The organism is Bacillus sp. FSL R5-0416, from assembly GCF_037975425.1.
Taxonomy (GTDB): Bacteria; Bacillota; Bacilli; order Bacillales; family Bacillaceae; genus Bacillus; species Bacillus subtilis.
The window spans coordinates 2,138,714-2,163,097 of record NZ_CP150252.1 but is presented as its reverse complement, the minus strand read 5'-3'; the positions used below and the strand labels follow the sequence as shown (position 1 = coordinate 2,163,097).

Annotated in this window: 12 protein-coding genes and 1 tRNA gene; 10 read left to right on the top strand and 3 right to left on the bottom strand. The window is 44.2% G+C overall.

Going from position 1 to position 24,384, the window contains the following annotated elements; all coding sequences use genetic code 11:
• The first annotated feature begins 18 nt into the window (after positions 1–18).
• Positions 19–4,581 carry a glutamate synthase large subunit gene (gene gltB, locus NYE20_RS11260; protein ID WP_339182996.1) on the top strand — a complete coding sequence of 1,521 codons (4,563 nt, stop codon included), beginning with the start codon at positions 19–21 and terminating at the stop codon, positions 4,579–4,581.
• Positions 4,582–4,597: 16 nt separating this feature from the next.
• On the top strand, positions 4,598–6,079 hold the full coding sequence (gltD, locus tag NYE20_RS11255) for a glutamate synthase small subunit (protein ID WP_014476983.1): 1,482 nt from the start codon (positions 4,598–4,600) through the stop codon (positions 6,077–6,079).
• Between the two features lie 56 nt (positions 6,080–6,135).
• On the opposite strand, the gene NYE20_RS11250 is transcribed toward gltD, so the two are convergent.
• A complete protein-coding gene (locus tag NYE20_RS11250; RefSeq protein ID WP_032725865.1) occupies positions 6,136–7,125 on the bottom strand; it encodes a zinc-binding dehydrogenase in 990 nt (329 codons plus the stop codon).
• A gap of 128 nt (positions 7,126–7,253) precedes the next feature.
• On the opposite strand from NYE20_RS11250, the gene yofA reads away from it, so the two are divergent.
• On the top strand, positions 7,254–8,111 hold the full coding sequence (gene yofA, locus NYE20_RS11245) for a LysR family transcriptional regulator YofA (protein WP_124048230.1): 858 nt from the start codon (positions 7,254–7,256) through the stop codon (positions 8,109–8,111).
• A 101-nt stretch (positions 8,112–8,212) separates the two neighbouring features.
• On the opposite strand, the gene ggt is transcribed toward yofA, so the two are convergent.
• Positions 8,213–9,976, bottom strand: a complete 1,764-nt coding sequence (gene ggt, locus NYE20_RS11240; RefSeq protein WP_014476980.1) for a gamma-glutamyltransferase — start codon at positions 9,974–9,976, stop codon at positions 8,213–8,215.
• Between the two features lie 184 nt (positions 9,977–10,160).
• Here ggt and NYE20_RS11235 point away from each other — a divergent pair, with 184 nt between their 5' ends.
• The 3 genes from NYE20_RS11235 to NYE20_RS11225 all read left to right on the top strand — a co-directional run bounded on the left by NYE20_RS11235 (position 10,161) and on the right by NYE20_RS11225 (position 11,377).
• Positions 10,161–10,391: an excisionase family DNA-binding protein gene (locus NYE20_RS11235; protein WP_032721965.1), complete on the top strand. Its 231-nt coding sequence runs from the start codon at positions 10,161–10,163 to the stop codon at positions 10,389–10,391.
• Positions 10,392–10,706: 315 nt separating this feature from the next.
• Positions 10,707–11,252: a site-specific integrase gene (locus NYE20_RS11230; protein ID WP_003231473.1), complete on the top strand. Its 546-nt coding sequence runs from the start codon at positions 10,707–10,709 to the stop codon at positions 11,250–11,252.
• Between the two features lie 52 nt (positions 11,253–11,304).
• Positions 11,305–11,377: transfer RNA gene (locus NYE20_RS11225), tRNA-Arg, on the top strand.
• Between the two features lie 93 nt (positions 11,378–11,470).
• On the opposite strand, the gene iseA is transcribed toward NYE20_RS11225, so the two are convergent.
• Positions 11,471–12,016 (bottom strand): DL-endopeptidase inhibitor IseA, encoded by a 546-nt coding sequence (gene iseA, locus NYE20_RS11220; RefSeq protein WP_004399558.1) that lies wholly within the window; start codon positions 12,014–12,016, stop codon positions 11,471–11,473.
• A gap of 286 nt (positions 12,017–12,302) precedes the next feature.
• Here iseA and NYE20_RS11215 point away from each other — a divergent pair, with 286 nt between their 5' ends.
• The 4 genes from NYE20_RS11215 to ppsA all read left to right on the top strand — a co-directional run bounded on the left by NYE20_RS11215 (position 12,303) and on the right by ppsA (position 24,381).
• Positions 12,303–13,694, top strand: coding sequence for an MATE family efflux transporter (locus NYE20_RS11215; protein WP_004399508.1), 1,392 nt, complete (start codon positions 12,303–12,305; stop codon positions 13,692–13,694).
• 133 nt (positions 13,695–13,827) lie between these two features.
• On the top strand, positions 13,828–14,805 hold the full coding sequence (galM, locus tag NYE20_RS11210) for an aldose 1-epimerase (RefSeq protein ID WP_046160453.1): 978 nt from the start codon (positions 13,828–13,830) through the stop codon (positions 14,803–14,805).
• A 33-nt stretch (positions 14,806–14,838) separates the two neighbouring features.
• The gene (gene dacB / locus NYE20_RS11205; protein ID WP_161621615.1) at positions 14,839–16,314 is read left to right on the top strand and encodes a D-alanyl-D-alanine carboxypeptidase/D-alanyl-D-alanine-endopeptidase; all 1,476 of its coding nucleotides are present in this window, start codon (positions 14,839–14,841) and stop codon (positions 16,312–16,314) included.
• A gap of 381 nt (positions 16,315–16,695) precedes the next feature.
• Positions 16,696–24,381, top strand: a complete 7,686-nt coding sequence (ppsA, locus tag NYE20_RS11200) for a plipastatin non-ribosomal peptide synthetase PpsA (protein ID WP_161621614.1) — start codon at positions 16,696–16,698, stop codon at positions 24,379–24,381.
• Positions 24,382–24,384 lie beyond the last annotated feature (3 nt).

The window sequence follows — 24,384 nt, the reverse complement described above, 5'->3', positions numbered from 1 at the left end:
GATCGGGGGAGAGGAATTATGACGTACAATCAAATGCCAAAAGCTCAAGGTCTCTACCGTCCTGAATTTGAACATGATGCATGCGGAATCGGCCTATATGCACACTTAAAGGGCAAGCAGACTCACGACATTGTCAAACAAGGACTTAAGATGCTTTGCCAGCTAGACCATAGAGGAGGGCAAGGCAGTGATCCGGATACAGGAGACGGAGCCGGCTTACTGGTTCAAATCCCTGATGCTTTTTTTAGAAAAGAGTGCAAAGACATCAATCTGCCAGAAAAAGAACGTTACGGGGTAGGAATGGTCTTTTTCTCACAGAAAGAAGATGAAAGAAAAAAAATTGAAAAGCAAATCAATGCACTCATTGAACAAGAAGGCCAAGTCGTTCTTGGATGGAGAACTGTACCTGTAAATGTCGGAAAAATCGGAACAGTGGCGCAAAAAAGCTGTCCGTTTGTCCGTCAGGTATTTATCGGCGCAAGTTCTGATCTAAAGGACAATTTATCTTTTGAACGAAAATTGTATGTCATTCGTAAACAGGCTGAAAATTGGGGAGTAACGGAAGGTCTTGATTTTTATTTTGCCAGTCTTTCAAGCCAGACCATTGTTTACAAAGGCCTTTTAACACCTGAACAGGTTGATGCATTTTATTCTGATCTGCAAGACGAAGCATTCGTTTCTGCTTTTGCGCTCGTTCATTCACGCTTCAGTACCAACACATTTCCTACATGGGAAAGAGCGCATCCTAACCGCTATTTGGTTCACAATGGTGAAATTAACACCCTTCGCGGAAATATCAACTGGATGAGAGCACGTGAGCAGCAATTTGTTTCTGAAAGCTTCGGTGAGGACTTAAACAAGATTTTGCCGATTCTCAATGCTGATGGCAGTGACTCTTCCATTTTGGATAACGCATTTGAGTTTTTTGTGATGGCTGGACGCAAACCGGCACATACGGCAATGATGCTCATTCCAGAGCCTTGGACGGAAAATACGCATATGTCCAAGGAAAAAAGGGCGTTCTACGAGTACCATAGCTCCCTGATGGAGCCTTGGGACGGACCGACAGCTATTTCATTTACTGACGGTAAACAAATCGGGGCGATCCTTGATCGGAATGGTCTCCGTCCGGCCCGTTATTATGTCACAAAAGATGATTATATTATTTTCTCATCTGAAGTAGGCGTTATTGAAGTTGAACAGGAGGACGTTTTATATAAAAACCGCCTTGAGCCTGGGAAAATGCTTTTAATCGACTTGGAAGAAGGCCGTATTATCTCCGATGAAGAAGTCAAAACACAAATTGCAACTGAGTATCCGTACCAAAAATGGCTTGAAGAAGAGCTTGTACAAGTAAATCCTGATCCGGAGTCAAGAGAAGAAGAACAATTTAGTGATCTTCTTACTCGCCAGAAGGCATTCGGATACACATATGAGGATATCCAAAAGTATCTAATTCCTGTTATTAAAGAAGGCAAAGATCCCCTTGGTTCAATGGGGAATGACGCTCCGCTTGCTGTACTATCTGACCGAGCGCAATCACTGTTTAACTACTTTAAACAGCTGTTTGCACAAGTAACGAACCCGCCAATCGACGCGATTCGTGAGCAGCTTGTCACTTCAACGATGACTTGGCTCGGTGCGGAAGGCGATCTTCTTCATCCAAGTGAACGAAATGTTCGCCGGATTAAACTGTATACACCTGTTTTATCCAATGAACAGTTTTACGCATTGAAAACGATTGTTCATCCAGATTTAAAAAGCCAAAAAATTGATGTGCTGTTTTCAGAGGATCTTGAACGCGGATTAAAGGACATGTTCACACAAGCAGAGAAAGCCATCAGCCAAGGCGTAAGTTTGTTAATTTTATCAGACAAAAAGATGAACGAACGACTGACACCAATTCCGCCGCTTCTGGCAGTAAGCGCGCTGCACCAGTACTTAATCCGCAAAGGGCTGCGTACGAAGGTCAGCATTATTGTGGAATCGGGAGAAGCACGTGAAGTGCATCACTTTGCAGCGTTAATCGGTTATGGCGCAGATGCGATTAACCCTTATCTCGCTTATGCGACCTACAAGCAGGAAATTGATGAAGGCCGTTTGGATATCAGCTATGAAGAAGCGGTCAGCAAATATGGAAAAAGCATTACTGAGGGCGTCGTAAAAGTGATGTCCAAGATGGGAATTTCAACTGTGCAAAGCTACAGAGGCGCCCAAATCTTTGAAGCGGTAGGAATCAGCCGCGATGTGATCGACCGCTATTTCACAGGTACTGCATCACAGCTAGGCGGCATCGATTTACAAACAATTGCAGAAGAGGCACAGCGCCGCCACCGGGAAGCGTATCAGGATGATTACAGCAAAACGCTTGAACCGGGGAGTGACTTCCAATGGAGAAATGGCGGAGAGCATCATGCGTTTAATCCGAAAACGATTCATACTTTGCAATGGGCGTGCCGCAGAAATGATTACAGTCTGTTTAAACAGTATACAAAAGCGGCTGATGAAGAACGCATCGGATTTTTGCGGAACTTGTTCGCATTTGACGGAAACCGCAAGCCTTTGAAGTTGGAGGAGGTTGAATCCGCTGAATCGATTGTCAAACGTTTTAAAACGGGTGCGATGTCATTCGGGTCCTTGAGTAAGGAAGCGCACGAAGCTTTAGCAATCGCAATGAACCGTCTTGGAGGAAAAAGCAACAGCGGTGAAGGCGGAGAAGATCCCAAACGCTTTGTTCCAGATGAGAACGGCGATGATAGAAGAAGTGCGATCAAACAAATTGCATCCGGACGGTTTGGTGTCAAAAGCCATTACCTCGTCAATGCTGATGAGCTGCAGATTAAAATGGCTCAAGGTGCTAAGCCGGGTGAAGGCGGTCAGCTTCCTGGCAACAAGGTATATCCATGGGTTGCCGATGTCCGCGGGTCAACGCCAGGTGTCGGATTAATCTCACCTCCGCCACACCATGACATTTATTCGATTGAGGATTTAGCCCAGCTGATCCACGATTTGAAAAATGCCAACCGTGACGCAAGAATCAGCGTAAAGCTGGTGTCAAAAGCAGGTGTAGGAACAATCGCTGCAGGTGTTGCCAAAGCGACTGCAGATGTCATTGTGATCAGCGGCTATGACGGAGGTACAGGCGCTTCTCCGAAAACCAGTATTAAACATACAGGGCTTCCGTGGGAGCTTGGCCTTGCAGAAGCACATCAAACACTAATGCTGAACGGACTTCGTGACCGTGTTGTATTAGAAACAGACGGAAAGCTCATGACGGGCCGCGACGTTGTGATGGCTGCCTTGCTCGGCGCCGAAGAATTTGGTTTCGCAACGGCTCCGTTAGTTGTACTCGGCTGTGTCATGATGCGTGCCTGCCATTTGGATACATGCCCTGTCGGTGTAGCGACACAAAACCCAGAGCTTCGCAAAAAGTTCATGGGGGATCCTGACCATATTGTGAACTATATGCTGTTCATTGCTGAAGAGGTTCGTGAGTACATGGCTGCGTTAGGCTTCAAGACATTTGATGAAATGATCGGCCGCACTGATGTACTTCATGTAAGTGAACGGGCGAAGGGGCACTGGAAAGCAAGCCAGCTTGATTTGTCTACACTTCTTTATCAGCCTGAAGGGGTGCGGACGTTCCGATCGCCGCAAAATCATAAAATTGATCAATCGCTTGATATCACAACAATTCTCCCGGCTGTACAAGAAGCCATCGAATCTGGAAAAGAAGCTGATATTTCGATTGAAATCAATAATACAAATCGTGTAGCCGGAACGATAACCGGCAGTGAAATCTCAAAGCGCTACGGAGAAGAAGGGCTTCCTGAAGATACAATCAAGCTGCACTTTACCGGATCAGCCGGCCAAAGCTTTGGAGCTTTCGTTCCTAAAGGGATGACGCTTTATTTGGACGGAGACTCAAATGATTACGTCGGAAAAGGGCTTTCTGGCGGAAAAATCATCGTCAAGTCACCAGAAGGATTCAACTCTGCTTCGGATGACAATGTCATTATCGGCAACGTGGCTTTTTACGGTGCGACAAGCGGAGAAGCATATATTAACGGACGTGCTGGTGAACGCTTTGCCGTTCGAAACAGCGGTGTGAACGTAGTTGTAGAAGGCATTGGCGACCACGGCTGTGAATACATGACTGGCGGCAGCGTTGTCGTTCTCGGTGATGTAGGCAAAAACTTTGCGGCAGGTATGTCCGGCGGAATCGCTTATGTACTGGCCGAAGATGTCAAAGCGTTTAAACGCAAATGCAACCTTGAGATGATTTTATTTGAATCATTAGAGGATGAGAAAGAAATCCAGCAAATCAAAGCAATGCTTGAAAGACATACTGCGTATACAAACAGCCAAAAAGCAGAAGATCTGCTTGATCAATGGGAAGACAGTGTGAAAAAATTCGTCAAAGTCATTCCGAAAAACTATAAACAAATGCTCGCAAGCATCGAAGAGCAAAAAGCTGCAGGTTTATCAGATGAAGAAGCCATCATGTTCGCTTTTGAGGCCAACACGAAGCCAAAGCAGAATACAGCAGCTTCGGGACAAAAACAAGCGGTAGTACAGTAAGGAAGGGGAGAGGAACATGGGGAAACCAACTGGATTTATGGAGATCAAACGAGAAAAACCTGCGGAGCGGGACCCTCTCACTCGCTTAAAGGATTGGAAAGAATATTCTGCTCCTTTTTCAGAAGAAGCATCGAAACGGCAGGGGGCGCGGTGCATGGATTGCGGTACACCGTTTTGCCAGATCGGTGCGGACATTAACGGATTTACATCCGGCTGTCCGATTTACAACTTAATTCCTGAATGGAATGATCTTGTCTACCGGGGCAGATGGAAGGAAGCATTGGAACGCCTGTTGAAAACAAACAACTTTCCTGAATTCACAGGGCGGGTATGTCCCGCTCCTTGTGAAGGATCATGCACTTTAGCGATTTCAGACCCGGCCGTTTCAATTAAAAATATCGAGCGAACCATTATCGACAAAGGATTTGAGAACGGCTGGATTCAACCTAGAATTCCTAAAAAACGAACAGGCAAAAAAGTGGCCATTGTCGGGTCAGGCCCAGCCGGACTGGCGAGTGCTGACCAGCTGAATCAAGCGGGACATTCCGTCACTGTTTTTGAACGAGCAGACAGAGCGGGCGGCCTTTTAACATACGGCATTCCAAACATGAAGCTTGAGAAGGGCATTGTAGAACGCCGAATTAAATTGCTGACGCAAGAGGGAATTGATTTTGTAACGAATACAGAAATCGGTGTTGACATTACAGCTGATGAGCTAAAGGAGCAATTTGATGCTGTGATCTTATGCACAGGCGCTCAAAAACAGCGGGACCTCTTAATTGAAGGACGCGACTCAAAAGGAGTCCATTACGCGATGGACTACCTCACACTTGCAACAAAAAGCTATTTAGATTCTAATTTTAAAGACAAGCAATTCATTGATGCCAAAGGGAAAGATGTCATCGTAATCGGAGGCGGAGATACAGGAGCTGACTGTGTGGCTACCGCTCTGCGTCAAAAAGCCAAAAGTGTGCACCAATTCGGCAAACACCCGAAACTTCCGCCAGCCCGCACGAATGACAATATGTGGCCTGAACAGCCACACGTCTTTACGCTTGAATATGCATACGAGGAAGCAGAAGCAAAATTCGGAAGAGATCCGAGAGAATACTCCATTCAAACGACAAAAATGGTCGCGGATAAAAACGGAAAGCTGAAAGAGCTTCATACCATCCAAATGGAAAAAGTGAAAAATGAGCATGGTAAATACGAGTTCCGCGAGCTGCCTGGAACGGAAAAAGTATGGCCTGCTCAGCTTGTCTTTATCGCTATCGGCTTTGAAGGCACAGAACAGCCGCTGTTGAAACAGTTCGGTGTTGATTCAGTAAATAACAAAATCAGTGCAGCATATGGGGATTATCAAACAAATATCGATGGTGTATTCGCCGCAGGGGATGCAAGAAGAGGCCAAAGCTTAATCGTATGGGCGATTAATGAAGGCCGTGAAGTGGCGCGTGAAGTGGATCGATATTTGATGGGGAGTTCAGTTCTTCCGTAAATAAAGGGGATTATCATATAAGAGAAACCGGTCTGGTTGCCAGCCGGTTTCTTTTTTTATTCCATTACGATCCCGATGTTTCCAAACTGTCTGCCTTCCTGCATTCTTTTATATGCTTCACATGCTTTTTCTAAAGGGTATATCCGGTCAATTACAGGCCGCAGCTTATGTTTGCCAATGAAAGCGAGCATATCGTGAAATTCCTCACCGCTTCCCATCGAGGTTCCCAAAACATTGACCTGAGGAAAGAATAAAGAACGCACCGGAAAACTGAGATTATCCCCTGAGCTTGCCCCAAAGCTGACAATACGGCCATTTGGTTTTACATGGCGGAAGTATTCCGAAAAGAGGGCAGGTCCTATGCTGTCAAGAACAACATCTATCTTTTTTCCCTGCAACTGCTCATCCCAATTGTTGTAGCTGTCAAATGCGTAATCAGCACCTAATTGCAGCGCCCTTTTTCTTTTCTCCTCACTGCGGGAGGTCACGCTTACTGTTGCCCCAATCGCTTTAGCCATCAATAAAGCGTAGGTTGCCACACCGCTGCCGATGCCGGGTATCAATAGATGCTCGCCTTTTTTTAATTGCCCCTTTGTAAACAGAGCCCGATATGCGGTTAAAGCGGATAAAGGTAGAACGCCCGCTTCTTCCCAAGATAAATAAGCAGGTTTTTTGATTGCATTTTGTGAAGGAATGATCACATATTCAGCAAGTGTTCCGTCTGAAGGACCTCCCAGAATCTCAGGTACAGGTGGAACAGTCTCTGTCAAATCCCAGTTCAATGTCGGGAAAATGACTACTTCTGTCTGAACAGTAACATTTTTCACGCCTTCACCAATCTCTTCGATGATACCCGCGCCGTCAGAACCCAGTATCATGTGAGGATCTTGTTCAGATTTGTTTTTCATAAGAAACAAGTCACGATGATTCAGGCCTGCAGATTTCAATTTAACCTTTACCTCTCCGTATCCAGGCTTTGTTGATGGAACGTCCTGAACTGATAACCCCAGAAGACCGGCTTTTCCGTTGTGAATTACAGCTTTCATGCTGTCTGCCTCCTCATTGAATTGTATTCTCATATCTTTACATATTTTACATAGCGGTTTTCTTTGAGTAAAATGAACAAATATGATAGCCAATATCACTTTTCATCATAGCAAGCAGGTGAGAGCGCGTGGAAAGCGGAGATTTAAAAATTTTTCAGGCTGTTGCTCGCGAAGGAAGCATAACGAAAGCAGCCCAAATGCTGAATTATGTTCAGTCGAATGTGACAGCCAGAGTGCATAAGCTTGAGGAAGATTTGAATATCAGGCTTTTTCATCGAACGAATCGGGGGATGAAGCTGACTGCTGCAGGAGAAAATCTTTTACAATATGCAGATCAAGTACTATCGCTGTTAGACCAAGCTGAAAAATCGACCCGAATGAGCAGGCAACCAAAAGGGCCTTTGCGGATCGGATCACTGGAAACGACGGCGGTAACGCATCTGCCTGAGCATGCAGCATCCTTCCTCAGGCGTTTTCCTGAAGTGGATTTATCAGTGAACACAGCTGATACGCATCATTTGATTCAACAGGTTCTTGATCATAAAGTTGATGGCGCTTTTGTATATGGGCCGGTTGAGCACGCTGCAGTTAGACAACTCCATGTCTCCCATGATGAATTAGTTTTGATTTCATCACGAGAAGGGACGGCAGAAGACATGCTTCCGCAGCCGATGCTCTTTTTTGGGGCTGGCTGTTCTCATCGTGACAGGGTCAAAAGATTACTAGAGGAAGCAGACATACACAATCAAAAAATCATAGAGTTTGGCACATTGGAGGCTATTATAAAAGGTGTTTCCGCCGGGATGGGTACGGCGCTGCTCCCAAAGTCCGCTGTTAACTGCTCCGAGCATCGTACAAATGTATGGATTCATCAATTGCCACCAGCATATCAAGACTTAGAGATCGTCTTTATATACAGGAAAGACTTTTTTATTACGAGTGCGTTTCAGACATTTCTTGATGAGATAAACGAAATGAAAAGATGAAGGTAGACGTGCATTAGCAGAATAAAGACGTTTGTCAGTTTTTATTTTAAAGATGTGTATAAAAAAACTGTACTCGTTTGAAGCGAGTACAGTTTTTTTATTTATTTACGTTTTAAATTAATGCCGATCGCCGCGCCGTTTCTGCTTGAATCAGCTACGCCTTTAAAGGTGCCGTTTTCATGGTCGATCGATATGCTTTGCACGTTTCCGATATCCACCGGACTTGTGCCGAATTTGTGGCCCATACCGTTCAGCTTGCTGAGGACATCTTTAGGAACTCCGTCTTCGTAACGGTAAGAGCTCATACTGTTTGTGTAAATTCTCGGCTCTTCAACAGCTGCTTTTAATTCCATACCATATTCAATGTGGTAGAGAATGGTTTGCAAAACGGATGAAATAATTGTGGCCCCGCCAGGAGATCCAACAGTGAGGACAGGCTTGTCATCCTTAAATAAAATCGTCGGGGTCATGCTGCTTAAAGGCCGTTTGTTTGGCTGTACTTCGTTAGCTCCGCCTGGTATCGCATCAAAATCCGTTAATTCATTGTTTAAAATAACACCGTAATCAGGGACCATAATACCCGTTCCGAATAGCTGTTCGATTGTTGTTGTGTAAGAAACAACATTTCCCCATCGATCAGCAACTGTAAAGTGGGTTGTTTGGCCTTCTACTTTGTCTTTCGGCTGTTCAACTTGTTTATAGTTTGCTGATCCTTCTTGGTATTTCCAAGGGTCACCGGCTTTCGGTTTTTTATTCACTTGATCTAGGTTGATTAATTGCTGGCGTTCTTTAATATAATCGGGATGAAGCAGGCCTTTGAGAGGAACATTTACAAATTCGGGATCACCTGCGTAAGACGCACGGTCGGCATATGACAAATGCATCGTTTCAGCAAGCAGCTGATATTTTTCCCATGAGCGGACATCGTATTGTGAAAGGTTAAAATCATCAAGGATTTTCAGCATTTGCAATAAGAAAATACCGCCGGAGCTTGGAGGAGGAGTAGTAGCGATTTGATAGCCTTGATAGTCTCCCCAAATCGGTTCATCAATCGTAATGTCGTAATTTTCTAAATCTTTTTCTGTCATTGATCCGCCGAAATCCTGGACAGTGTCAGAAAGCGTCTTAGCGAATTTTCCTTTATAAAAAGCGTCAGTGCCTTTGGAGCGAATAAGCTTAAATGTTTTAGCCAAATCCTTTTGAATAAGGGTATCTCCTTCTTTAAGCGGTTCGCCATTTGGTAAAAATACATCTTTTGCGGCAGTCCGTGAAAGCTTTTCCTGATAATCAGAAATGGCCTCTGCCAACACCGAATCAATCGGAAAGCCTTTTTCAGCGAGTTTAATAGAAGGGGTAATTAATTGCTTCATCGAACGGGTTCCCCATTTATCCAAGGCTTCTTCCAGCCCTTTCAGAGTGCCTGGAACACCAACGGCAGTACCTTTTGTTACACGTTCAGAGAAAGGAATTGCTTTGCCGTTTTCGTCCAGAAACATATCAGGAGTTGCGCCTGCTGGAGCACGCTCACGGCTGTCGATTATCGTTGTATCCTTCGTTTTTCCGTCATACACCATCATAAAACCGCCGCCGCCAATACCTGACATCATCGGCTCTGTTACATTGAGTGCAAATTGAATGGCAACCGCTGCGTCAATAGCATTTCCTCCTTTTTTCAGCACATCAGCACCGATTTCAGAAGCAAGAGGATGTGCGGTCGCAACCATGCCGTCTTTTCCAACATCTACTTGTTTGTACTCATCGTAGCTTTTGGGCGGTTTTTTAGCTTCCGCGTGAAAAGGGACACTTCCAGCGACTAACAGAACACTAAGCAGAGCTGTTAAACAGACGTTCCACGTTCTTTTCATGTTCTCCCTCCTATATGAAGCTGTATTGTTACAATCTTAGCGTAAAAAAATTACAGCGTTTTCACAAGTGACAAATGGTATATTATATAGTACATAAAGCCATTTTTCTGTGCAAAATTGATTATATTGATATGAGCCATGTGCTATATTAGAATCAGCATACGGATTAAGAAGGGACTGCTATATGTATTTAACGATTGAAGAAACAGCAGAATATACAAATCTTTCAGAGGATTATATTAAAAGCTTGGTGCTCGAAGGGAAAATCAGAGCCGTTCATGACGGGGAGCAATTTTTGATTTATAAGGAACAGTTCAAAACGCATCTCGAACAGCTGGAGAATTACAAAGCACTGGTGCATGAAATATTAAATGAACCGATCCCGGAAGATATTGATGTAAAGGATGAGGATTAGGACACAATTTGAAATTGTGTCTTTTTTTGTATATTTTTGCGGAAGCTCCAGAAAATCGGGAGTGTCAGATTTCGTTTTAAGAGGTTTTTTGATGATTAGTAGGGGGATAAGTATCCAAGAGGTTAAAAGCTTTATAAGAGGCTTTAAAGCTCATTTTATAGGGTGAAGGTTTTAAGAAGCTTTTTTAACAGCTTATGTAACACTATGTATATTATGTTACATAAACGCCGCCGCACTTTGACATTCAACGTTTTTCAGCTATAATAGTAACATAGACCTCAAAACGTTACATGACGGTTTTTAAGGAGTTTTTTGATGCATATTGTACAGCCGATTCGCAGTCTAGAGAAAATCCAAGAAGTCAAACAGTATTTGCTTAACAAAAACAAGCGGGATTATTTTCTGTTTATTTTCGGCATCAACAGCGCGCTCCGCATTTCTGATATTCTGCCGCTGCAAGTGAAGGACGTTCAAAATAAAGATCATTTATGGGCGACTGAAAGCAAAACGAAAAAGAAAAGAAAGATTCTTATTTTAGAATCGCTGAAACAGGAAATATACGAGTATACGAAAGACATGAAGGAAAACGAATATCTTTTTAAATCAGTGCGGACCAGGAAGCCGATTTCCCGCATTCAGGCCTACAGAATTTTAAGAGAGGCCGCTGCGGCGTGCGGACTTGAGGAGATAGGGACGCATACACTCCGGAAAACGTTTGGCTATCATTTTTATCAGCGAACGAAAGACATCGCCGAGCTGCAGAGAATACTGAATCATTCATCACCATCAATTACAATGCGGTATATTGGTATTGATGAAGATACAACAAGAGCCGCGTATAAGGTTTTTGGAGGGCTTTAATACAAATCGCTTGAAAATATTGATCATCAGAGCTACTATATAAATACCAAAAGCTCTAGTAGCACAGCGGATAGTGCAGCAGTTTCCTAAACTGCAGGTCGGGAGTTCGAATCTCTCCTAGAGCGTTATATTCACAAAAAGACAACAGGCACTTTTCGCCTGTTGTCTTTCTTTATGCAGACCAAATAAAAAACGCCCGCTTATCCCGGGCGTTTTTCTTATATAACTGCGTCAAATTGATTGACTTTCCATTTTTTATTTTCTTTCACAAATGTCACTTTCCGTTTTGCAGAAGGGGATCCGTCTAATGTAGGGACGGTAAATTCGTATGTGATTGTGCTGCCTTTTTTAGAGATCAGTTTAGCAGTTGATTTTTTCCAATTCAAAAGATTGTCTCCGTCACCGATTGGAACAGCAAGTTTTCCTTTTGAAACAGTGAAATGATAATCTTTAAAGCCTTTTTCGATTGCTGTTTTTGTAAAAATAGGAGTTAAATAATTCACCGCTTTTGCTTTAGTGCCTAGATCGCTGCACATGTATACATATTGAAGATTTTGATACTCGAATGTGCCTGATGGGCAAACTGCTTTTTTCACCTTCGGATTGTGGCCGCTCATGGTGTTCCAAAAATGTTCTCTAGCGGATAATGCCAACTGTAATGCTTGTTTTTGTGATAAATCGCCTGATGTATTTTTCGCAAATGCATTTGTGCTTAATGACAGAATAAGTGCAATGGTTGTTAGAAATAGAAGACATTTTTTCATTATCGCTCTCTCCTTCAAAATCTCTTTCTCTTATGTTACAAATGTTACAATAATTACGGATAGATTACAATACTTTTGCATAAATTATTTTTTTATTCTTTTACTCACAAAAAATACGCCATTACTTGCTAGTTTATTCTTCATAAGCTAAAAAGATGTGTAAAATTAGAAGAATCGGGAAGGGTTTCATATGTGCAGTGATGAATAATAACATGTTGCATATCCTGTTTTTGTCAAAAAATGAGGGCATGTTTAAAAACGATTTCAAATAAAGGAGTCCTTTAATATGGAAACATCACAAGAACCTCTTGTAACTCAAAAGAAAAGCAAACCATCAGTTTGGCGGTCGATGTCACTCTTTTTAGTGCCGCTTCTGCTGAGCAATGTGCTGCAATCAGTCGGCCAGCTAGTCGGGATGATGGCTGTAGGCAGATGGCTCGGTGTTGATGCAGTGGCAGCTGTATCATCCTTTTTCCCATTATTTTTTCTTTTAATCTCATTTACGATTGGGATCGGTTCAGGAAGTTCGATTCTGATCGGACAAGCTTACGGAGCGAAAAATGAGGAACGGCTAAAGGCTGTTGTCGGGACGACGCTCACGTTTACATTTTTATTAGGCGTTGTGTTAGCCGTCATCGGCAGTATTTTCACCCTGGATATCCTTCGTTTAATGGGCACGCCTGAAAATGTCATTCATGTCAGCGCTAACTATGCACGTATTTTATTTTATGCTATGCCGTTTATGTTTTTATATTTTGCATATACTACCTTTTTGCGCGGAACAGGGGATTCTAAGACACCGTTTTATACGCTGATTGTGAGCACGGTCATCAACATCGCGCTTTTGCCTGTCTTAATCCTTGGCATGTTTGGTTTTCCGAAACTGGGCATATACGGATCGGCATATGCAACTGTCATTTCCACGATTGCGACTTTTCTCGTGTTAATGGTGTATTTACGAAAGCGAAAACACCCGCTGCAATTTGATAAAACAGTGCGTCGTTATTTGAAAATGGATAAGGAACTGCTGGTTCTCCTGCTGCGTCTTGGGGTCCCAGCAAGCATCAATATGATTCTTGTCTCATTATCAGAGATAGCGGTTATTTCATTCGTCAATCATTACGGCTCTAATGCAACAGCTGCATACGGAGTGGTCAACCAGGTGGCCAGCTATGTACAGATGCCGGCCGTCAGCCTTGGTATTGCGGTTTCTATTTTCGCTGCGCAATCGATTGGGGCAAACGAGTTTGACCGCTTAAAGCAGGTCATTCGCGTGGGGATTTGGCTGAATTATATCATTGGCGGCGTACTGATCATTCTGATCTATGTTTTTTCACATCAGATTTTATCGTTATTTTTAACCGAGCAAGAGACGCTTTACATTGCACACCGTCTTTTGATGATTACATTGTGGAGCTATTTGCTGTTTGGAAATGCCCAAATTATTTCTGCAACGATGCGGGCAAGCGGAACGGTTTTATGGCCGACCGTCATCAGTATTTTTGCAATCTGGGGAGTAGAGGTACCTGTTGCTTTCGTCCTTTCTCACTATACAAAGCTTGAAATACTCGGCGTCTGGGTTGGTTATCCAGCTGCGTTTGCCGTCAGCTTGCTGTTGATTTATGGGTATTATCAATTCGTCTGGAAAAAGAAACAAATCACACGTCTCATCCAATAGCCTCCGAATCACACCGTTCATAAGTTTGAACGGTGTTTTTTTATTTGATAGGGGAAACTATAAAATGGAGGAAATATGGCACAGTACATTGAATTCTTATACTAGCAATGAATCAAGGAGAGGTTGAGTAAACATGGCAAACTTTATTGAGAAAATCACGTATTTGGGAACGCCGGCCATCAAAGCGGGCAACGAACATCTAGAAATGATTGTTGTCCCTGAGTGGGGGAGCAACGTCATTTCTCTCGTGGACAAAACAACAAATGTCCAGCTTTTGCGTGAACCGGAAACAGCAGAAAGTTTTCACGACACACCAACATTGTATGGCATTCCAATCCTGTTCCCGCCTAACCGCATAAGTGACGGTACATTCAGTTTCCGGGGCAGAACGTATCATTTTGATATCAACGAGAAGGATAAACACAACCATCTTCATGGGTTTCTTTACCATGAAAAGTGGAATGTCGTGACCACGAAGCAAACTGATGAAGGAGTGATTGTTGAAACAGAAATTGATCTTTCTGAGCTTCCCCATGTGCAGAATCAATTTCCTCATCATGCCGTCGTTCGGATGACATACACGATCAAGGGGAATACCCTATTTAAACATGCGACGGTCATGAACAAAGGAAAGGAAGCGTTTCCTTGGGGAATTGGGTATCATACTACATTTGTGTTTCCGGCAGAAAGCTCGTTATTCTCCCTGACAGCAGATCAGCAATGGGAGTTGGATGAACGCCTGCTGCCGACCGGGAAACTGATGGATGTACCGAATAAAGAAGCTTTGCATGAAGGAATGGATTTGCGCCACAAGCAGCTGGATGATGTCTTTTTATCTTCCTATCAGAAGAGGGGCGGAGAAAACCAGGCAGTCATTTATCATCAGCATGCACATATCAGCATTATTTATAAGGCAGATGAACATTTTAACCATTGGGTTGTATACAATGCGGACGGAAAACAAGGGTATTTATGCCCTGAACCTTACACATGGGTGACAAACGCTGTGAATCTTGATTTACCTTCGTCACTCACTGGTTTACAAGTGCTGGAGCCGGGAGAAGAAACGACAGCTAAAAGCAGTATCACCATTGAACTGAATCATCAATAGCCAATGATGAAGCGCAGAGAGGCGGGGAAATGAATGAAAAAAAGCATAAAGCTTTATGTTGCTGTTTTACTGCTTTTCGTCGTTGCTTCGGTGCCTTATATGCATCAGGCTGCGCTTGCCGCTGAAAAACAAGATGCACTTTCCGGGCAGATCGATAAGATTTTAGCTGATCATCCTGCCCTCGAAGGCGCAATGGCCGGCATCACCGTTCGCTCTGCGGAAACAGGTGCTGTTCTATATGAACATTCAGGAGAAACCCGAATGAGGCCTGCCTCTTCTCTAAAGCTTTTGACAGCGGCCGCGGCACTTTCTGTCCTTGGCGAGAACTATTCTTTTACAACCGAGGTCCGGACGGATGGAACACTGAAAGGGAAAAAGCTGAATGGTAACCTTTATTTGAAAGGGAAAGGCGATCCGACACTTTTACCATCTGATTTTGACAAAATGGCTGAGAAATTGAAACATTCCGGCGTAAAAGTAATTAAAGGCAATCTGATCGGTGATGATACGTGGCATGATGACATGCGATTATCACCTGATATGCCTTGGAGCGATGAATACACATATTATGGCGCGCCAATCTCCGCTCTAACAGCGTCTCCAAATGAAGACTATGATGCAGGCACTGTGATTGTTGAGGTCACCCCAAATCAAAAAGAAGGGGAAGAGCCTGCCGTGTCTGTCTCTCCAAAAAACGATTATATAACGATAAAGAACGATGCTGAAACGACAGCTGCCGGTTCAGAGAAAGACCTCACAATCGAAAGAGAGCATGGAACAAACACGATTACAATTGAAGGGAGCGTACCGGTTGACGCAAACAAGACAAAGGAATGGATTTCTGTCTGGGAGCCTGCCGGATATGCCTTAGATTTATTTAAGCAGTCACTAAAAAAACAAGGTATTACTGTGAAAGGGGACATCAAGACGGGTGAAGCACCTAGTTCTTCAGATGTGCTGCTCTCTCATCGCTCAATGCCTTTATCGAAACTTTTTGTGCCGTTCATGAAATTAAGTAATAATGGACATGCCGAAGTGCTCGTAAAAGAGATGGGGAAAGTGAAAAAAGGAGAAGGGAGCTGGGAAAAGGGGCTCGAAGTGTTAAACAGTACGCTTCCGGAATTTGGTGTTGATTCTAAATCACTCGTCTTAAGAGACGGATCAGGAATCTCACATATTGATGCTGTATCCTCAGATCAACTTTCACAGCTGTTATATGACATTCAGGATCAGAGTTGGTTCTCGGCTTATCTAAATTCTTTACCTGTTGCGGGCAATCCTGACAGAATGGTGGGCGGAACGCTGAGAAACCGCATGAAAGACACTCCTGCACAAGGAAAAGTAAGAGCAAAAACCGGATCGCTCAGTACGGTAAGCTCTCTATCGGGGTACGCAGAAACAAAGAGCGGAAAAAAACTTGTTTTCTCTATTCTTCTAAATGGATTGATTGATGAAGAGGATGGAAAAGATATTGAGGATCAAATCGCTGTCATTTTGGCAAATCAATAATAGCGGCAGACCTGTTTTCCAAGAGAAAACAGGTTTTTTTATGTCTGTAATAACGCTTTGTCGAACCTTCCAACAATTAGAAGAATGATGCACAAAAGAAAATTAGTTCGATTAAAAAGTAGTGTATAAGACCTTATGTAAAACAATACTTTTATCACTTTATATCCGGAAATTTGATAAAAAAAGAAACGAAAAATAAAGAAATAATACTATATTCAAAAAAATGTTATAAAAATTTAATGTTTTTTATTGTACTTTAAAAAATATCCGTTAATATAGTGCATATATGGATTATATAGTCATATAATTTCTTTTATTGACATTTTTCTGTTTTTTTCTACTTTTTCTTATCCTCTTATTATGAGAACTGGAGGGAATCCGTTGAGCGAACATACTTATTCTTTAACCCATGCCCAAAGGAGAGTGTGGTTTACCGAACTGCTGGAGCCAGATACCAGCATTTGCAATCTCACAGCCTGTGTGAAATTCAAAGGCAATATTGAGCTTGATACTCTAGAGGGAGCGCTGAATCATTCCATCTCCCGCAACGACGCCATTAGATTTCAGCTGTTAGAAGGAGAAGAGCTTGAGCCGCGATTGCACCTTACTGAATATAAATATTATCCACTTAGAATAATTGATTTTTCAAATGTTGAAATGATAGAAATAGAGCAATGGATTCAGGATCAAGCGAGCATTCCATTTAAACTGTTCAACTCGCCTCTTTATCAATTTTACCTCCTTAGAATTGACTCTCATGAAGTTTGGCTATTTGCGAAATTCCATCATATCATAATGGATGGAATCTCTTTAAATGTGATGGGAAATCAAATTATAGATCTTTATCAAAAAATGAAAAAGAAAGATCCTTTACCTGATCAGCCGGAACCTTCTTACTTGAGTTACATCGAAAAAGAGAGTCAATATCTACAATCTCCGCGGTTTGCAAAGGACCGTTTATTTTGGACGCAAACCTTTGAGCACCCGTTGGAATACCACTCGTTAGCCGACCAGACGTCCTTACAAAAACAGAGCACTTCTGCATCCAGAGACACCATCATTCTTTCACCTGATCTAGAGCAAACGATTCGAATCTTCTGCGAAGAACACAAGATCAATATCATTTCCTTATTTATGGCTTCATTTTACATATGCATCAGCCGAATCACTTCTAAAAAAGATCTTGCCATTGGCACCTACTATGGCAACAGAGGGTCAAAGGCTGAAAAAGAAATGCTCGGCATGTTCGTTAGTTCTCTTCCAATCAGAATAACGGTTGATCCTGACACAGATTTTCTTTCCTTTGTCCGCACAATAGGCAGGGAACAGCTTTCTGTTATGCGTCATCAACGGTTTCCTTATAATTTGCTTGTAAATGAATTAAGAAATGAACAGAAGGATTTACACAACCTTATCGGTATATCTATGCAGTATCAGCCACTTCAGTGGCATAATGCAGATGATTTTGACTATGAAACAGCGCTTTATTTCAGCGGATACACCGCGAACGAGCTTTCAGTTCAAATACAAGAACGGATAGACAATGGAACCATTCAATTAAATTTCGACTATCAAAATACCTTGTTTTCTCTTGAGGATATTAAACGAATACAATCTCATCTGCTTACCATACTGGAAAACGCCCTTCAACATCCGCACAGCTTTATAAGAGAATTAGATATGACGAATACAAGAGAAAAGCAAAAATTGTTGTATGAGTTTAACAAGACGGAAGCTGTTTCGCCTAAAGTTTTCACCCTGCATGGGCTGTTTGAGCGACAGGCAGCTTTCACACCGGAGCGGCTGGCCATTCGCTTTTCAGGCGGTTCGCTGACATACGCTGAGCTTGATATGTACGCCAGCCGGCTGGCTGCGCACCTTGCGGCACGCGGCGTCACAAACGAAAGTATCGTCGGGATCCTGTCTGAACGCTCACCTGACATGCTGATCGCTGTCCTTGCTGTATTGAAGGCCGGAGGGGCGTATTTGCCGCTTGATCCTGCGTATCCAAAGGAGCGGCTGAGCTACATGCTGAAAGACAGCGGGGCATCGCTCTTGCTGACACAGCCGGGATGCTCCGCACCGAACTTTTCTGGCGAAACGCTTGAAGTGGACATGAGATCTCTTGAGCGTGAAGAAGTAAAACGTCATGTGTCTGCTTCTGTTAGCGACGGATCTCTCGCCTATGTCATTTATACGTCGGGGTCCACCGGGCAGCCAAAAGGGGTAGCTGTTGAGCACCGCCAGGCTGTTTCTTTTCTGACCGGCATGCAGTACCAGTTTCCGCTTTCAGAAGATGACATTGTCATGGTGAAAACCTCTTTTTCCTTTGATGCGTCTGTGTGGCAGCTGTTTTGGTGGGCTCTTTCCGGTGCTTCGGCGTATCTGCTTCCGCCCGGCTGGGAGAAAGATCCGGCATTGATCGTAAAAGCCATTCATCAGGAAAAAGTGACAATGGCTCATTTTATTCCGGCTATGCTGAATAGCTTTCTGGATCAAGCGGAAATGTTAGCGCTTGGTGACGGGACAAACCTAAAGCGTGTATTCGCCGGAGGTGAACCGCTTGCGCCGCGTACGGTAGCCCGTTTTGCTTCTGTATTGCCGCAGGTATCATTAATCCATGGCTACGGGCCGACAGAAGCAACGGTAGACGCGGCATTTTACGTGTTAGATCCAGAACGGGACAGGGATCGTTTGCGGATTCCGATTGGGAAGCCCGTACCTGGTGCGCGTTTGTATGTTTTAGATCCGCATTTAGCCGTACAGCCTTCCGGTGTCGCCGGCGAACTGTACATTGCCGGAGCGGGTGTTGCCAGAGGTTATTTGAATCGGCCGGCATTAACGGAGGAGCGTTTTCTTGAGGACCCGTTTTACCCGGGGGAACGCATGTACAAAACAGGAGATGTGGCGCGCTGGCTCCCTGACGGGAATGTTGAATTCCTGGGACGGTTGGATGATCAGGTGAAAATTCGCGGCTACCGGATTGAACCGGGAGAAATTGAAGCGGCACTAAGAAGTATAGAAGGTGTAAGAGAGGCGGCCGTTACCGTACGGACAGACAGCGGCGAGCCGGAATTATGCGCTTATGTAGAAGGGCTCCAAAGAAACGAAGTGCGGGCACAGCTTGAGAGACTGTTGCCGGGCTACATGATCCCAGCCTATATGATAGAGATGGAACAGTGGCCGGTTACGCCAAGCGGAAAACTCGACCGAAACGCCCTGCCAGCTCCTGGCGGAGCGGCAGATGCGGAGACCTACACGGCGCCGAGAAACGTGACTGAGATGAAGCTTTCTCAGCTGTGGGAGGACGTGCTGAAAAATGGCCCTGTCGGGATTCACGACAACTTTTTTGACCGCGGGGGGCATTCCTTAAAAGCAACGGCGCTTGTCTCACGGATCGCTAAAGAATTCGATGTACAGGTGCCGCTAAAAGATGTGTTTGCCCATCCGACAGTAGAAGGACTGGCTACCGTTATCCGTGAAGGATCGGACAGTCCATATGAAGCGATTAAGCCCACTGAAAAACAGGAAACCTATCCGGTTTCCTCTGTCCAAAAGCGGATTTATGTCCTTCAGCAGCTGGAGGACGGAGGGACAGGCTACAATATGCCGGCTGTGTTAGAGCTCGAAGGGAAGCTCAACCCTGAAAGGATGGACAGAGCTTTCAAAGAGCTGATCAAGCGCCACGAGTCGCTTCGTACCTCCTTCGAACAGGACGCAGGAGGCAATCCGGTGCAGCGCATCCATGACGAGGTGCCGTTTACGTTACAGACTACAGTTCTCGGCGAACGAACCGAACAGGAGGCCGCAGCCGCATTTATCAAACCGTTTGATCTCAGCCAAGCGCCGCTGTTCCGTGCCCAAATCGTAAAGGTATCAGATGAGCGGCACCTGTTGCTGGTTGATATGCATCACATCATTTCAGACGGTGTTTCCGTCAACATTCTGATTCGGGAATTCGGCGAGCTGTACAATAATCGGAAGCTTCCGGCGCTGCGCATTCAATATAAAGATTATGCCGTATGGCAAGAAGGATTCAAAACAGGAGATGCGTACAAAACGCAGGAGGCGTACTGGCTGAAGCAGCTCGAGGGCGAGCTGCCTGTGCTGGATCTTCCGGCTGATCATGCCCGCCCGCCGGTGCGAAGCTTCGCGGGTGACAAGGTCTCATTTACGCTGGATCAAGAGGTTGCATCAGGCCTTCACAAGCTGGCACGAGAAAACGGAAGCACACTGTACATGGTGCTCCTTGCGGCTTACACCGCGTTCTTGTCACGCTTAAGCGGACAGGAAGATATCATCGTCGGCTCGCCAATTGCCGGCCGGCCGCACAAGGATCTTGAGCCGATACTCGGAATGTTTGTGAACACGCTGGCGCTTCGGACACGCCCGGAGGGCGGGAAGCCATTCGTACAGTATTTGCAGGAAGTGCGTGAGACAGCATTGGAAGCCTTTGAGCACCAAGATTACCCGTTCGAAGAGCTTGTCGATAAGCTTGGATTGACACGGGATATGAGCCGGAACCCAGTGTTTGATGCGATGTTTATCCTTCAAAATGTGGAAAAACAGGACATAGATCTGAGAGAAATAAAAGTCCGGCCTGCCAATTTCGCACATCACATTTCTTTATTTGATATCACATTAATAGCTACGGAAATAAGTGGATCTATTTGCTGCGAAATGGAATTTAGTACAGAAGTATTCCTGAAAGCTACAATTGAACGCTGGGCCGATCATTTTATCGAATTTCTGCATGCGGCACTTTCAACTCCTGAAACAAGCCTTGCACAAATAAACGTACTTAGTGATAAAGAAAAACAAAAAATAGTCTTTGGATTAAACAAAACTCAGGTTGAATTTGCTCAAAAAGATGTTCCTTTTCATCGCATATTTGAAGCGAAAGCTGAAGAAATTCCAGAACATATAGCTGTTATTGATAACGAAACAGAGATTAGCTATCGCCTTCTAAATGAAAGAGCCAATCGTCTGGCACGAACATTGCAAAACAGAAAAGGACCAAAGCCAACTGTGGCTGTTTTAGCCAAGCGGTCCATCGATGCAATTGTTGGGGTGCTGGCAGTGATGAAAGCTGGCGGAGTGTATATCCCAATCGATTCACATTATCCAAAAGCCCGTATTGAATACATTCTTCGTGATAGCGGGGCAGATATTCTTCTTTTACAGAGAGAGTTGAAGCATTTGATTTCAAACTTTCCTGAATCTGAGATGTCTCATATCTGCCTTGACGATGAAAGCACTTATGAAGAAAGTAACTGCAACCTTAACTTATCTCCTGCTCCTGAAGAGCCGGTATATATCATTTATACGTCAGGAACGACGGGTGCGCCTAAAGGTGTTATTGTCACCTATCAGAACTTTACTCATGCTGCTCTTGCTTGGCGTCAAATTTATGAACTGGATCGGAAGCCTGTCAGACTGCTTCAAATCGCGAGCTTTTCATTCGATGTCTTCTCAGGAGATTTGGCGAGAACATTGACCAACGGCGGGACTCTAATCGTTTGCCCAGATGAAACACGGCTGGAACCTGCTGAAATATATAAAATCATGAACTCTCAGAGAATCACGGTGATGGAGTCGACACCGGCTCTCATTATCCCGGTGATGGAGTATGTATACCGTAACCAGTTCAAGCTTCCTGACTTAGACATGCTGATTCTTGGTTCCGACATGGTGAAAGCTCAAGATTTCAAAACATTGACAGATCGCTTTGGCCAAAGCATGCGCATCATTAATAGCTATGGTGTCACAGAGGCAACCATTGATTCGAGTTTCTATGAAACCAGTATGGGTGGAGAGTGTACGGGAGATAACGTACCAATCGGCAGCCCGCTGCCGAATGTACACATGTACGTACTCAGCCAGACTGATCAAATTCAGCCGATCGGTGTTGCCGGCGAGCTGTGCATCGGCGGGGCAGGTGTTGCGAAAGGCTATCATCATAAACCTGACTTAACGCAAATGAAATTTACAGAAAATCCATTTGTCTCTGGAGAAAGGCTGTACAGAACCGGTGATCGAGCATGCTGGCTTCCAAACGGAACGATCCGGCTTCTTGGCCGAATGGATTATCAAGTGAAGATAAATGGATACAGAATTGAAACAGAAGAAATTGAAAGTGTTCTGCTTCAAACGGGGCTTGTCAGAGAAGCTGCTGTTGCCGTTCAGCATGATAAGAATGGACAGGCTGGTTTGGCAGCATATATTGTGCCTTCAGACGTCAATACGAATGCTCTCCGTGCTGCTTTAACAAAGGAGCTGCCAGCGTATATGATTCCTGCACATCTGATTCCTTTAGAAAACATGCCGCTAACCCTAAACGGAAAGCTGGACAGAAATGCCTTGCCGGCTCCAAATAATGTGTTATCGCGTCCATATACCGCACCAGTTAACGACATGCAAAAAACGATGGCGTATATATGGGAAGATGTACTGAGCATGTCACGAGTCGGCATTCACGATTCCTTTTTTGAGCTTGGCGGAGACTCAATTAAAGCATTACAAGTGGCAGCACGTCTGGCAGCTGAAGGCTGGAGCATGACAATACGCGACTTATTCCGTTATTCAACGATTCAGGAACTATGCGGACATATCACACCATTGGCATCTCAAGCGGACCAGGGACCTGCGGAAGGTGAAGCTGAACTCACCCCGATTCAGCGAAGATTTTTCGGACAGGTACATGCTTTTCACTATCATTACAACCAGTCCGTCATGCTTTTCAGTGAAAAAGGATTCAATGCTAACGCGCTTCATCTAGCGCTGCGTAAAATAACCGAGCATCATGATGCCATTCGCATGATTTTCCAACATGACCAAAACGGCCATGTCATTCAGTTTAATCGCGGAATCAATCACAAGGATCATGAACTGTTTGGCCTTTATATTTCAGATTGGACAAAAGCATCGCTGGAAAGGGCTCATCTTGATGAAAAACTTGCCGCTGAGGAAACCGTCATTCAAAGCAAAATGAATGTAGAAAAAGGGCCTTTGCTGCAAGCAGGCTTGTTTAAAACGGCAGAAGGGGATCATTTGCTGATTGCACTTCATCATCTTGTGATAGATGGCGTTTCTTGGAGAATTCTGCTTGAAGATTTAGCTGCAGCATATCAACAGGCTTTAGAAAAGAAAGAAATCCAATTACCGCCAAAAACGGATTCTTATTTATCCTACGCCGATGGTCTTACCCAAATAGCTGAAAGTAAACAATTGCTTTCAGAGAAACCGTATTGGCAAACGATTTTAGACGCTCACACTGCTTTTCTTCCTAAGGACATAGAAAATGTGCCGGACAGACTCCAAAAGAACAGCGACGCAGCAGCGTTTGTACTATCCGAGGACTGGACTGAAAAATTGCAGTTTGAAACCCAGCAAGCCTATGGTACTGATGCCAACGAACTTTTGCTTACGGCTTTAGGAATGGCGCTTTCTGAATGGACAGGGCATGACCATATCGTGATCAGCACTGAGGGACACGGCAGAGAAGGGCATGTGCCAAACATTGATATTTCAAGGACCGTTGGATGGTTTACTTCCATTTATCCTATTCTGCTAGACATGGGTATTCCCGAGCCTTTCGAGGATCAGCTCGCATACCGAATTAAGACGACAAAAGATATGCTGAGAAGAGTACCGAACAAAGGAACTGGATATGGATTGTTAACACACATAGGAGAACTGCGGCATAAAGAGCCTGAGGTCAGCTTTAATTATCTCGGTCAATTTAGCGAAGAGAAGGAAGCTGATACGTTTCAATTATCATATTACCAGCCCCGTCACGAAATAGCGGGTGAGAGAGAACGAGAGTATGAGCTGGACATCAATGCTCTCATTACGGACGGACGGCTTCAAGTAAAAGCGGTATACACCCAGGTGTTCAGCAAGCACTCAATTGAGTACTTTATGGATCGTTTTCACAGGCATCTTATCGAGACGATTGAGCATTGTTCGCAGAAAAAAGCACGCGAAAAAACACTGAGCGATTTCAGCAATAAGGAATTAACGTTGTCTGCATTATCTAGCATCGAAGATCTCGTGAAAGATCTTTAACTT

What these genes read in the sequence shown, in the direction of transcription:
- gltB (WP_339182996.1), top strand. Translation starts at nt 19, where the DNA reads ATGACGTACAATCAAATGCCAAAAGCTCAAGGTCTCTACCGTCCTGAA.
- gltD (WP_014476983.1), top strand. Translation starts at nt 4,598, where the DNA reads ATGGGGAAACCAACTGGATTTATGGAGATCAAACGAGAAAAACCTGCG.
- NYE20_RS11250 (WP_032725865.1), bottom strand. Translation starts at nt 7,125, where the DNA reads ATGAAAGCTGTAATTCACAACGGAAAAGCCGGTCTTCTGGGGTTATCA.
- ggt (WP_014476980.1), bottom strand. Translation starts at nt 9,976, where the DNA reads ATGAAAAGAACGTGGAACGTCTGTTTAACAGCTCTGCTTAGTGTTCTG.
- NYE20_RS11235 (WP_032721965.1), top strand. Translation starts at nt 10,161, where the DNA reads ATGTATTTAACGATTGAAGAAACAGCAGAATATACAAATCTTTCAGAG.
- NYE20_RS11230 (WP_003231473.1), top strand. Translation starts at nt 10,707, where the DNA reads ATGCATATTGTACAGCCGATTCGCAGTCTAGAGAAAATCCAAGAAGTC.
- iseA (WP_004399558.1), bottom strand. Translation starts at nt 12,016, where the DNA reads ATGAAAAAATGTCTTCTATTTCTAACAACCATTGCACTTATTCTGTCA.
- NYE20_RS11215 (WP_004399508.1), top strand. Translation starts at nt 12,303, where the DNA reads ATGGAAACATCACAAGAACCTCTTGTAACTCAAAAGAAAAGCAAACCA.
- galM (WP_046160453.1), top strand. Translation starts at nt 13,828, where the DNA reads ATGGCAAACTTTATTGAGAAAATCACGTATTTGGGAACGCCGGCCATC.
- dacB (WP_161621615.1), top strand. Translation starts at nt 14,839, where the DNA reads ATGAAAAAAAGCATAAAGCTTTATGTTGCTGTTTTACTGCTTTTCGTC.